Origin of the sequence: Chitinophaga polysaccharea, assembly GCF_007829335.1 — a bacterium.
Lineage (GTDB): Bacteria > Bacteroidota > Bacteroidia > Chitinophagales > Chitinophagaceae > Chitinophaga > Chitinophaga polysaccharea_B.
Window position 1 is genome coordinate 701,843 of the sequence record NZ_VIWO01000001.1, and the last position, 13,151, is coordinate 714,993.

Below are 13,151 nucleotides of genomic sequence, written 5' to 3' on the forward strand. Positions count from 1 at the left end.
AACAACCTAAAATGGTGATTGTTTAAGGTAGCAAAAGCGCCGTTCAGCGCTTTTTGCCTACCAGGTTAACCTGAAGAGATACTCCTGCAGAATAGAGTTTTACCTGGCCCAGCCCTACTCCGCGAAGTGGTATTTTGGCATAAGGTTGAACACCTATAATTAATTTCCTGCCGGCAGGATGCTGATAAAGCGCGCCTACATTCAGGATAGCCAGGTAATGCTGATTTTCATTCTCCACAGTCTTTTCTGCTGTTGGCAAGGTTTTATAGATATACTGGTATTTCTCTTTCAACATAAAATAGTTGGAGAGCCCCAGGGTGGCACTTACTGTATTATTTTTTACTTCTAAAAAGGTATAGTTCACATTCACCGGTATATCGAGCACATCGCAGTTGGCGTTTACTTTTACCAATCCATAGGTATTGGGATAACCGGACGGTATATTATAATCCTTATCAGTGGCACCATATATTTTTTTGCTATACACTGCACCTGTAGTTACAAACCAATGTTTGTTGAAATAATAATGCGCCAATACGCCGGCATTGAAGCCAATTTTTCCGTAGTTCATGGAAGGCGCCACATTCAGATCAGGACCGAGTGTAACACCTACATATAATCCCTTACTATTTATTTTTCTCCTGTTAATTTTATTTTCCTGTGTTGCAGGAATAGCTGTATTAACGGGGATTTCATGAATATTTCCAATTTTCGTATATACGTTACCGTTATTAACATTTTTTATTTTAACAGGGTAGATATCAGTATAAATCGCCGGCGGCGTACCTGTGATATTGGTATTCACAGTTTCCTTACCGGGACTATGAATATCATTGCCTGATATTGGATTTTTTGTGAGAGGATTAACCGGGTTAATCACTTGCTGATTCAACTGCCGGGTAACAGCAGCGGGTGTAGGGAGATGGATAACCAGCGCAGCGGCTTTTCCTTTGCCGCTGGCTGCCACAGGGTTACCTGTATGCACAGTGGTTTGCGGAATAGCAGATGGATGGCTATCAGCACCCGGTACATGACCCGGTTGGCTGGATAGCCTACTTTCATTTGCAGGTGTAGTGTTGTTGGTAGTAACTGGTTTATTTGTTGTGATTTGTTGAGACGCATTTTCTTTAGGGACTTCCTGTACAACAGTTTGTTGCGGGTGTTTACTCCCTTTTGGCATCTGTACTATCCACCAGGCCAATCCTCCAAGTACTGGCAATAGTATAAACCACCACCAGGCGGCCGGCCGCTTTTTGCGCCTGCCATCCAGCAGTGATTCCATTTTAGTCCACGCATCCTGGTCAAAAGGAATATCTCCTTCATTCAGCTTATTCCGGATGCTATTTTCAAACGCGTCATTCATTGTTTATACTAATGCATATTTATGTCTATCCCATCTGCAATATTCATAGATGACTTTATGATTCTCTCTTTCAGTATTTTTTTCGCTTTAAATAAATTCGATTTGGAGGTTCCTTCTGAGATACGCAGCATAGTAGCTATTTCCTGGTGCTGAAACCCTTCCATTACGTATAGGTTAAAAACAGTCCTATAAGCCGGCGGCAATGCTTGCACATGCTGGAGCAGTTCTTCATAGGACAATTTGTCGACTATTGTTTCATCCGTGGTGGGTTCAGTAATCTGGCTGATGTCATCCACAAATATCAACCGCTTTTTACTACGCAAAAAATCGATGGACGTGTTAACCATGATTTTGCCTAGCCATGTTTTAAATGACCTGCTGGTATCAAATGACTGGATATGATTAAATATTTTGAGGAAACCATCGTTAAGAATCTCCACTGCTTCTTCTCTATTTTGTGCATACCGCAAACAAATACTGAGCCCATACCCGAAGAAGTTTCGGTATAACGCCTCCTGGCTGCTGCGTTCTTTTCTGCAGCAACCGGCAATGAGATCATTAATATTAGTCAGATCCTGCACAAAAAAAATCTTGCCTTCGTTTTTCTTTTAAAAGTGTTCCTTCCTCATGGGGAAAATGATGGTTGATGCTGATTTATTAAATCAATCATACTAATGATACGAGCCAGGTAGAAAAATAGTTGCTTTTCCTTCAAAAAATATATCTATCATCAAAAAACGCATTTTTAGCCCTTTAGTTCACCTCACCCCTATTTTTAACACATTTATCCATCTTCTCCCGGATATACGAAATTTACCCACTTTATGAAGGTCGATTTTTCGGCTTTTTCACCTTTTTTTTTGAAATATATCCCTAAAAAATAGAAAAGCGGGCAAACTGTAAAACAATCTGCCCGCTTCAAAATGATGAATAATATTTTTATCGTCCCATGTAAACCATCAGGATTTGTACATCGCTCGGATTTACTCCGCTAATACGACTTGCCTGTCCCAAAGTATGAGGACGTATTTTATTAAATTTCTGCCTGGCCTCCGTCGATAAAGATACCAGCTTTCCATAATCGAAGTTAGCCGGAATCACCAGGTCTTCCAGTTGACTCATTTTTTGCACCAGTTCATTTTCCTTTTCAATGTATACATCATACTTGATCTGGATTTCTGCCTGTTCCAACATTTCCTTGTTAAAGCCGGAAAGCGCCTCTCCAATTTTTGCTACCTGTTCTTTCATGGAAAAAATATCCAGACCCGGGCGCAGTAATATCTGGTGAGCTTTCTGTTTTTGGGTTAATGGAGCAGAAGATCTGGCTTCCAGTAGTGACGCTATTTCTTCTGGTTCTACCGATAATTCCTTCAGGATACGTTTAATTTGTTCTACCCCGCTTTTCTTTTCCTGTACTTTCTGCATCCTCTCTTCCTTAGCCAATCCCATTTTATAGCTTCTTTCCGTTAAGCGCAGATCGGCATTATCCTGGCGAAGCAGGGTTCTGAACTCTGCCCTGGAAGTAAACATCCGGTAGGGCTCTTCCGTACCTTTGTTGATCAGGTCATCGATAAGCACGCCGATATAGGCTTCACTTCTTTTCAGAATAAAAGGATCTTGTTCCGTTGCCTTCTGGTGAGCATTGATACCAGCCATAATACCCTGACAAGCGGCTTCTTCATAACCAGTAGTACCATTTATTTGTCCCGCGAAGAACAGGTTCTGTACATGCTTTGTTTCGAGGGAAAACTGCAGCTGGGTAGGTGGGAAAAAGTCGTATTCTATTGCATAACCAGGTCTGAACATCCTGCAATTCTCAAATCCTGGTACCAGGCGAAGCGCTTTCATTTGTACATCTTCCGGCAGGGAAGTAGAGAAACCATTTACATAGATTTCCACCGTATCCCAACCTTCCGGTTCCACAAATAACTGGTGGCGTTCCCTTTCCGCGAAGCGGTTTATCTTGTCTTCAATGCTTGGACAGTAGCGAGGACCTGTTCCCTGGATACGTCCCTGGAACATAGGCGATCTGTCGAAGCCCGTACGTAACATTTCATGTACAGCTTCGCTGGTATACGTAATCCAGCAGCTCCGTTGCTGGGCAGGTTTAATTCTTTCAACATCCAGGTAGGAAAATCCTACAATCTCATCATCTCCTTTCTGTTCTTCCATTTTGGAATAATCCAAGCTGCGTCCATCGATACGGGGAGGTGTACCGGTTTTAAGACGATCGCTTTCAAAGCCCAGGGAAACCAATTGCTCGGTAATACCTGTGGCGGCTTTTTCAGCCACGCGACCTCCACCAAACTGTTTATCTCCAATATGTATTACTCCATTGAGGAAAGTACCATTGGTTAATACCACCGCTTTTGCCTGTATTTCATGCCCAAGCCCGGTAATTACACCATGACAACGACCATCTTTTACCAGGAGTCCTTTTACCATATCCTGGTAGAAATCTACGTTCGGGGTTTTCTCCAGGGCTTCCCTCCATTTGGCGGCGAAAAGCATACGGTCGTTCTGTGTACGGGGACTCCACATAGCGGGTCCTTTAGAACGGTTCAACATCCTGAACTGGATCATCGACTGATCCGTAACGATTCCGGAGTATCCTCCCAGGGCATCTATTTCTCTTACAATTTGTCCTTTTGCAATACCTCCCATGGCAGGATTACAGCTCATCTGGGCAATGGTTTGCATATTCATGGTCACTAACAATACCTTGGAGCCCATATTAGCGGCGGCGGCGGCAGCTTCACAGCCGGCATGACCTGCGCCTACAACAATTATATCGTATGATGGAAACATAATAACTTTTAGAAAGTGCAAAATTACGTAGAAGAAGGGAGATTGTTTGGATAAACTACAATGTTCCACGTGGAACATACAGAAATGAAAATATCCTGAGATAAGCTTAATGTTCCACGTGGAACATTAATAAACTCTCTTGAAATGCAAGGAGGTTTACTATTGAGCTTCGTGGCCAAAAATAAGCCGCAGGAGCAAGCATTTGTATTCGCATTTCGCTTTAACAACTCTAAAGTGAAAGTTCTCATGACAGCACTCTCCCTCCTACCAAACGGATATACCACTAATGGGATGACTAGAAAACCAGACAGCTCTTTGCCGCCGTTGGTCCCCTCTTTTATTATACCCTAAAACAAAAGCTGAAGTTCTCATTAGGTGGTATATCGCAATTACTATCTATCGTCCTGGCTTACTTTATTCCTGGAGCAAACCTGATTTCTACTTTCATTAGTTTTGCCAGGTAAGCTTAGTGCATTTCTCTTATATAGCCGGGTATCGAAAGTACCTACTACCTCTTGCGGCCTATGAATAAAATATCTTCGCACCAGCAGGTGCATATAATTCGTCGTCACCTGGAACGGTTCTCTTCCTCTCTATTCTTGTCTATATCAACTTCCATCAATCCGGATACTGGTCGAAAAACAGGAGTAATATCTTCAATAGTAGATCTCCCAAAAACAATCGATCATGTCATCGTCAGACTATCAAAATCCCAAAACTAAATCCTCTACAATAAATCGTTGAACTGTCCTCAATGTTCCACGTGGAACATTGAGGAAGGACATTTAAGAACTTGCCCTCTCTAAAAAACAAAAGATGTTCCACGTGGAACATCTTCTAATATATCTTGTCTCTAATAAAGATTATTTACCTCCAAAGTATTTCTCCAGGTATTCATCCTCCTTACTTCTCATCAATGCAGCATCCTTTTTACTTTTGTCTTTAAAACCACAAAGGTGCAATGCCCCATGAAAAATAACCCTGTGCTGTTCCTGGGCAATAGATACTTTAAACTTCTCCGCATTTTCTAACACCCTCTCTATACTTATATATATTTCACCTTCGGTGACAGCCGGATCCTCTCCCATTTCGAAAGTAACGATATCTGTATAGGTATCATGTTGTAAGAACTGCTTATTGATCTCTAACAAATAGGCATCAGAGCAAAATACAAAATGCAGACTCTTTAGCCCCTGTCCTTCTGCAGCAAAAAGATCAACCAGGAAGCTTTTTAACTTCCGCTTATCCTTTAAATAATCTTTTACCTCATGCGAGGTGAATTGAATGGCCATTTACGCTTAAAAAATTATGTGGATGTAAAAGTAAAGTGAAATTTCCGATTGCCTCCCGTTTCTTTTTGACATATTGGTCTTACAGGACTACCTTTGCCTATACAAGCATCAGTATGCCGGAACTATGTTTAAACAGATTAACAAGCAGGAAATGAAAAAAGGCATTATAAAATTGTCATCCCTGACCACAGGAAAGAGTGCAGTAATCATAGAATTTGAAAAAGATGATCTTCACATCAAACTCATGGAAATGGGTTGCGTACCAGGAGAAACAGTAAAGATTGAAAAAATAGCACCACTGGGAGACCCCATTTCAATTATGGTGGCCGGTTATAATCTCTCACTTCGCAAAACAGAAGCTGATCATATTTGGGTAGAGGAAATTTAATTTTCCTCCTTTTTGTACCAGGAAAAAATTTTTTTTGAAAAAAACCTAGAAAATCGGGGAAATTTCCCGTTTTTCTGGTGCTTTTACCCGTTTTATCCCCATTTTTAAGCGTTTTTTGAAGAAAAAAGAAAAAATTTTTTTGAAAATTAGTTCCCTTTTAGAAAACTCACCTCATTTTATCCCCATTTTTCTTCCTCCCCTTTCAAATAAAATTCTTCTCTGGCAAAACCGGCGATTTATCCCCATTCCAATACACTTGCTTCTCAAAAAAAAAATTTGCATTTATGTTTTCATTCTTAATACCTCCAAAAACTATTGCTCTAATAACAAGTTGAAAATTTACAGACAAACATATTGCCTCACACTTTCCTATTTTCTGAAATCCTGGCAAGATACCAACTCATAAAAAAATAGCCCATTCTCAGCGCCTGTCGATTGACCCTTAATTATTCTCCTCCAAACAACTATCTGGTTGCTCAAAAATATTCGATTCTCAAGAGCTATCCAGTGCAGGGAGAATAAGCTCCTATAGGATATACTGGCGTACCCAAAGCGAAACAAAAAATATCTAATTCTCAACACGCTCCTGGTTGGCTGAGCTTTTCGCCAATATATTTTTGCTGGGTAACGCCACAAAATTTTAGAATATCGAAACCTCAGCTGACAGGAAAGCCGCTGAGATTCTTGTAAAAAATGAAATTAATTACCTTACCAGTACAACAGAAAAATATCCGATTCTCAGCGCTTTCGTTGCCTCATGAGAATCCGGTATAAAGCACTTATCCACACCATCAATAAAACTGGAATCATTTATTCAATTCTCAGCGTATTGGTAAGGCGCTGAGAATTGAACAAAATCAGGAGGTCCTTCCATAGGCCCGGATATGTTTGATTCTCAGCAAACTATGAATGCCTTGACAATTCAATGAAAACAAACTCCCTGTGGTAACCCCGTGATAAGAAAAAATATTTGATTCTCATGAGCCTCTTTTAAAATCAATTTATACCCCTGGTTCTCTTGTTTATACACGTCAAAAGCACAGCGCAAAGACAGATATCCACCTCAAAACGCGTTTCCAAAATGCACTTATTAACATTAAAATCGTTGCCTCCGAAAAAACAAACGCTGACAATCGAATAAAAGTAAAACACTCGCCATTACCCAAGGGAAAAGAAAAAAAGAGGAATGTCAGGGCCTTTAGAAAATAGGCTCCAGGAAGATGATACTACTATTTCACAGATTGCTGTACAGAAATAATCAAAATATGGCGTTCTCAGCGCAATAGCAGGCCGCTGAGAATTAAAAAAATTTAGACTTCCTTGGCTTACCCAATGGCATTTTAAAATATTAGATTCTCACAGCCTTTAAAAACATATTCACACCCTTTTCAACAGGATTATTAATAAGTAAACCGGTTTATCCACATAAAAATCCGTTGGTTTGTATTTTAAAACAGCATCTAAAAAGCCTCATAACTTGCTGAGAATTAATTATTTCGCATATAAATACGAAGGCCATGAGAATATCACATTCTCATGGCCTTCGTATTACTTTCTTTAATTCTATTAACGCAAACTAAAATTCAAATAAAATTGATATTCAATCACTTATGCTAAAGTCCAGCTTGAGCACTGATCTCCAACATCCGCTCAATTGGCTTTTTAGCTGCTATTCGCAGGTTTTCTTCCATTATAATTTCTGGTTGTTCATACTCCATACACAGGTACAACTTTTCCAGGGTATTTAATTTCATATGTGGACAATCATTGCAAGCACATGCATTGTTAGGAGGAGCTGGGATAAAAGTCTTACCTGGATTTTCTTTTTGCATCTGGTGGAGAATACCCGTTTCCGTTACCACGATATACTCCTGGGCATCGTCTTTATGACTGAATTTCAACAACCCGGTGGTGGATCCGATGTAATCAGCGATAGCCAATACGGCAGGTTCACACTCTGGATGTGCTATCACTTTGGCTTTGGGATGACGGATCTTCAGTTTGGTAATCTTTTCCAGCGAGAAAATTTCGTGTACCATACAGGCACCGTTCCACAGAACCATGTCTCTACCCGTTTTTTTGATCAAATAAGCCCCTAAATTTCGATCCGGTGCAAATATGATGGGCTGATTGTGGGGGATGCTTTCGATGATTTTTTCGGCATTAGAGCTCGTGCAAATGATATCGCTGAGTGCTTTGATACCCGCTGAGCAGTTAATATAGGAAATCACGATATGATCGGGGTAACGGTCCCTGAACTTCTTAAACAGCTCAGGAGGCGCGCTATCTGCCAATGAGCACCCCGCTTTCAGATCGGGAAGCAGTACTTTTTTCTGAGGGCTCAAGATTTTCGCTGTTTCCGCCATAAAGTGAACCCCGGCAAAAACAATCATGTCTGCATCAGTTTGCGCGGCCTGCTGACTCAGCCCCAAACTGTCTCCGATGTAGTCTGCGATATCCTGAATATCCGGCTCCTGGTAATAGTGTGCAAGGACAATGGCGTTTTTCTTCTTTTTTAAATTTTCAATCGCTGCAAACAAATCCAGCGAAGGATCGACTGCTATATCCAAAAATCCATTGTGTTGCAAATTTTTTTTCGCTTCAGCGATTTCCATAATCATAGCTATATACTTATTTATTTATTTAAAAGAAAAAGCCCACTACTATTAGGGCTGTGAATATGTGGAAATTTAATTTCCAGCACTTGTACAAATGTAGTTGTTATTCCTTTTTACTGTACTTTCCACATGAAATTAACATGCTCTTCCCGCGTCATTACTGGATTTTCTTACTTTCATCCACATACGTGGATATCATTGTTCGTGAAAATCTTTTTTGTTAGCTGTGTATTAGGAAAATGTTAAAAGAAGCCATTTACTATCCACAAAATCACACTTGGATTTTTAAGGGTAAATTTAACCACAATAACAAAATTAGTTTTACCTGTGAACAATGGCACCTTTTCCCACCTTATTTTGCGTTTTACAGGGGTTTTTACACATCAATTGTGGAAAAAAACAGACGGGGAATGAAAAATGGTCAAAATGCATACAGTGCTAAAATAGGCTTGTTTTATTCACATTTTTATGTGGATTGCCGAAATAGGTTTTTTAACAATTGTGAATAACCGGGTAGCAACCATTTAAAGGGAATTTTACATAAAATGTAGCAATGACAGGGGTTTAAAACAGCAGAAAGAGAAGTAAAAACGAGGTTGTTGATAATCGATTCATGTGGAAAACCTGTGAATGATACATAGTCCACAAAAGTGTTATAAGCGGCTGAAACTCAATACAGGAAAGGCTTTCAAAGAGAAAAATACTCTTTTGCAGTTACAGTTATTTTATTCTATTTTTGCTATCCTTAAAAATGTAGACTATATAATATATGTCAGTAATTCAGAAAATCAGGGACAAATACGCCGTCATGATCGTTGTAGTGATTTGCCTGGCTATTGTTAGTTTCCTGTTGCAGGATGCCTTTTTTGGCAAAAGTTCTCTAACCCGTCGCAGCACGAGCGTTGGAAAAGTAAACGGTGAAGATCTGGACTTGTCAGATTACCAACGCCGCATTCAGGACGCAGAAAACAACGCGCGTCAGCAAATGCCAAATATTGACGAACAAACCCGTCAATATATCCGCGAACAGGTTTGGAACCAGTTTCTGAATGAAAAGATTATGCAGGCTCAGTACGAAAAGCTGGGTATCGTAGTAACTGAAGCGGAAGTAGTAGATCAGATCAGAGGTAAAAATCCGAACCCGGTTGTTGTACAACAATTTACCCGCGACGGACAATTTGATCGTAATGCATTGCAGCAGGCTATTTCACAAGCTGGCAACAACCCTCAGGTACGTGAAGGTTTCCACCAACTGGAATCCTATATTGCTAAATACCAGGAGCAACTGAAATATATGACACTGGTAAAGCAGGGAGTATATTATCCTAAGTGGTTGGCGAAACAACAACAGGATGATAATAACCAAACAGCCACTGTTTCTTATGTAAGTGTACCTTATGCTACTATCGGTGATTCTACTGTTAAGGTAACTGATGCTGAACTGAACCGCTTTATCCAGGATCACAAACAACTCTTTAAAGTAGAAGAATCCCGCAAGGTAGAATATGTATCTTTTGATGCTATTCCATCTGCCGCTGATTCCGCTGCTGCTATTTCACAGATTGTAGCTATGAAAGCTGAGCTGGATACCACTAAAGATGTGGCTGGTTTTATCAATCGTAACTCTGATATTAAATACTTCGACGGCTATATTTCTAAAAATGAATCCAAAATTCCGATGAAAGATTCTATCGTGAATCTGCCAGTAGGTGAAATATTTGGACCATATTATGATAACAACCTGATCGTGTATGCGAAAATGGTTGATCGTAAGAATATGCCTGATAGCGTAAAAGTTCGTCATATCCTGATCGCATCCGGTGCACAAGGCGGTTTACCAGATTCTATTGCCAAAAAACGTGCAGATAGCATTGAAGTAGCTGTAAAAGGTGGTGCCGACTTTAAAGCGCTCGTGGCACAGTATTCTGATGATCCAGGCAGCAAACAAACTGGAGGAGAATATGATTTAACTCCGTCTTCTCAATTTGTTCCTGAATTTAAAGAATTTGCTTTCGATGGTACTAAAGGTCAGATCAAAACAGTGAAAACCCAGTTTGGTTACCACGTAATGCAGATCATGGATCAGAAGAATATCGGTCCAGCCGTTAAAGTGGCTTACCTCGGTAAATCTGTAGATGCCAGCAAGGAAACAAACAATGCTGCTTTTGGTGCTGCGAGTGATTTCGCAGGAAAAGCCCGTACACAAGCTGCATTTGAGAAAACAGTACAGGAAGGAAAGCTGAATAAAAGAATTGCGGATAATGTTCGTCCAATGGACTTCGTAGTACCGGGTGTTGGCCAGGCACGCGAACTGGTACGTTGGGCTTACGAAGCTAAAAAAGGAGACGTAAGTAACGTATTCACTTTCGATGATAAATACGTAGTAGGTGTTTTAACCAGCATCCGCGAAGAAGGTACCGCCCCACTGGATGATGTAAGACCTCAGGTGGAAGCAGAAGTAAAGAAACACAAGAAAGCTGAGCAGATTATGGCTAAGCTGCAAACTCCTGCGTCACTGGATGCTGCTGCCAAAACAACCAATCAACCAGTGTTAAAAGCTGAAGGCGTTTCTTTCGGTACTCCATTTATTGCTTCATTGGGCTTCGAACCACGTGTAGCAGGTGCTGCCTTCAATAAGAAATGGGGAACCAACGCAGTATCCGCTCCTATAGAAGGTAATGCTGGTGTATATGTTATCAAAGTTGATAGCTTTGCACCGTCTACCCAGCCGGCACAGGATGTTGCTTCTCAACAGGCCGCTTACGAACAAGGTGTTAAATCCATGCTGGACCAACAGCTGTTTGAAGTGCTGAAGAAGAAGAGCGATGTGAAAGATACCCGTGGTAAATTTTTCTAGACCGCTACATTTTAAACTGACATAGATGAAAGGGGCGCCTGCGGGCGTCCCTTTCTCATTTATCCACCCTTCCTTCGTTAGCAACGGATCATGCACATATCTTCCTGATATTCGTAAATTTGTATTCTCAAACAGGAAAAAATGGAAGAAATCATCAATAAAGTAGCTCAAAGTGGATTGGAAACCATAGACCTGGAAGATTATTATCCCCAGGGGGAAACGGTCGTTTTTGACATGAAAGACCACCTGTTTATGGGACTGATCCTGAAGGAAAAGGATTTCCGGGCTGCGATGCAGTCGCACGACTGGGAGCAGTATCGTGGAAAAAATGTAGGATTGATATGTAGTGTAGATGCCATTGTTCCATTATGGGCGTATATGTTAGTAATGACTCAACTGGAACCAATAGCTGCTTATGCCGCATTTGGGGATGCCACATTTATTCACCATACCTTATACCTGCAAAACCTGGCTAAGATAGATGTATCAGCCTTTACAGATAAAAGGATTGTTGTAAAGGGATGTGGAGATAAGCGTGTAGGAGAAATTGCCTATGCAGAAATCACCCGTCTGCTTCGCCCGGTAGCCAAGAGTATTATGTATGGAGAGCCTTGTTCTACTGTTCCGGTATATAAAAAGAAAGCTTAAAACCAGCCTCTTTTTCTAAACACCATGATCATCAATGCCAGGAGCAGTCCCATACCTCCCAGGGTGTAATAATAGCCGTGTTCGTTTTCCAGTTCGGGCATATTGTGAAAATTCATGCCGTAAATACCGGCTAAAAGTGTTGGCGGGGCCATCAGGGTAGTTACCACCGCCAACACTTTCATAATCTCATTCATTTTCAGGTTCAGCTGGGTATGGTACATTTCCTGTAAATTTAGTACCATATCGCGGTAGTTATCGGCAAGGTCGTTGCATTGAATAATATGGTCGTAAACGTCCTTATAATATTTAGTGACTTTGTCGTCCAATAAATCACTTTCACTTTTCAGGAAGCCATTTACCAGTTCCCGTACAGGAGCGATTGCTCTCTTGAATAAAAACACCTGGCGCCGGAGGTAATTGATACGTGCCAGTGTACGGGTATTTGGCTGGTGTTGTACCAGGTCTTCCATCATTTCTATCCGTTCTCCCAGTTTATCCATCACAATAAAATAGTTATCTACAATCACGTCCAGCAGGGAATAACAGAGGTAATCTGCTCCCCCATTGCGGATCCGGGAGCCTTTTAACAACAGTTTAGTACGCACCGGGTCAAACACATCCCTAATAGGATCTTCCTGGAAAGAAATCACGAAATTTTTGCCCAATACGATACTTACCTGTTCCGTATCTACCGACGAGGTTTCGCTGTTGAAATAGATCATAGGTAGGAGGCAGAACATCCGGTCATTGATTTCGTCCATTTTTGCCCGTTGTCCTATGCTTAGTATGTCTTCTTCAATTAATGGGTGAATTATGAATTGCTCACAAATGGCGTGTACTTCTTCTTTTCGCAGGCCATCGATATTTATCCAGCTCAGTTGGTCAGATTCGAGATATTTGAAGGTATCTTCCACTTTATGCAGTACCAGCTCTGAACAAAGATTGGCGCCGTAGTCAAAAACGGTAATACGGGTATTGTCCGCCGACTTGCGGGTAGCCAATCCTTCTGCCGGATTGAAATTCATGATACGTTGCTTCTTCACTTTAAATGGATTCAATACCTGTACTACGCCAGGAATAGGTAGTTTGTTTTTCAAGCCCATATGCAACTGCTATTATCTGGATTTAGTTCCGAATTTAAAGGAAAATTTGGGGAATAGCTGTTTAAGAAATGATT

At 40.8% G+C, this 13,151-nt stretch carries 9 protein-coding genes; 3 read left to right on the top strand and 6 right to left on the bottom strand.

Annotation, left to right across the window (positions count from 1 at the left end; genetic code table 11):
* Nucleotides 1-43: 43 nt before the first annotated feature.
* The 4 genes from FHW36_RS03025 to ybeY all read right to left on the bottom strand — a co-directional run bounded on the left by FHW36_RS03025 (nt 44) and on the right by ybeY (nt 5,463).
* Nucleotides 44-1,363 (bottom strand): outer membrane beta-barrel protein, encoded by a 1,320-nt coding sequence (locus tag FHW36_RS03025; RefSeq protein ID WP_145662014.1) that lies wholly within the window; start codon nt 1,361-1,363, stop codon nt 44-46.
* A gap of 8 nt (nt 1,364-1,371) precedes the next feature.
* Nucleotides 1,372-1,944 carry an RNA polymerase sigma factor gene (locus tag FHW36_RS03030; protein WP_145662016.1) on the bottom strand — a complete coding sequence of 191 codons (573 nt, stop codon included), beginning with the start codon at nt 1,942-1,944 and terminating at the stop codon, nt 1,372-1,374.
* A gap of 358 nt (nt 1,945-2,302) precedes the next feature.
* On the bottom strand, nt 2,303-4,171 hold the full coding sequence (mnmG, locus tag FHW36_RS03035; protein ID WP_145662019.1) for a tRNA uridine-5-carboxymethylaminomethyl(34) synthesis enzyme MnmG: 1,869 nt from the start codon (nt 4,169-4,171) through the stop codon (nt 2,303-2,305).
* A gap of 863 nt (nt 4,172-5,034) precedes the next feature.
* Nucleotides 5,035-5,463 (bottom strand): rRNA maturation RNase YbeY, encoded by a 429-nt coding sequence (ybeY, locus tag FHW36_RS03040; protein WP_145662022.1) that lies wholly within the window; start codon nt 5,461-5,463, stop codon nt 5,035-5,037.
* Between the two features lie 151 nt (nt 5,464-5,614).
* On the opposite strand from ybeY, the gene FHW36_RS03045 reads away from it, so the two are divergent.
* Nucleotides 5,615-5,851, top strand: coding sequence for a FeoA family protein (locus FHW36_RS03045; protein ID WP_106526548.1), 237 nt, complete (start codon nt 5,615-5,617; stop codon nt 5,849-5,851).
* Between the two features lie 1,613 nt (nt 5,852-7,464).
* On the opposite strand, the gene nadA is transcribed toward FHW36_RS03045, so the two are convergent.
* Entirely contained in the window at nt 7,465-8,472 is a 1,008-nt protein-coding gene (nadA, locus tag FHW36_RS03050; protein WP_246121048.1) for a quinolinate synthase NadA, read from the bottom strand.
* Nucleotides 8,473-9,238: 766 nt separating this feature from the next.
* Between nadA and FHW36_RS03055 the strand changes: the two genes are divergently transcribed.
* Both FHW36_RS03055 and FHW36_RS03060 read left to right on the top strand, forming a co-directional pair.
* Entirely contained in the window at nt 9,239-11,326 is a 2,088-nt protein-coding gene (locus tag FHW36_RS03055; RefSeq protein WP_145662025.1) for a peptidylprolyl isomerase, read from the top strand.
* 141 nt (nt 11,327-11,467) lie between these two features.
* The gene (locus FHW36_RS03060; RefSeq protein WP_145662028.1) at nt 11,468-11,974 is read left to right on the top strand and encodes a DUF2480 family protein; all 507 of its coding nucleotides are present in this window, start codon (nt 11,468-11,470) and stop codon (nt 11,972-11,974) included.
* Here the strand turns inward: FHW36_RS03060 and corA are convergent.
* Nucleotides 11,971-13,077, bottom strand: a complete 1,107-nt coding sequence (gene corA, locus FHW36_RS03065) for a magnesium/cobalt transporter CorA (protein ID WP_145662031.1) — start codon at nt 13,075-13,077, stop codon at nt 11,971-11,973. The two genes, FHW36_RS03060 and corA, sit on opposite strands and share 4 nt — an antisense overlap.
* Between the last annotated feature and the right edge of the window lie 74 nt (nt 13,078-13,151).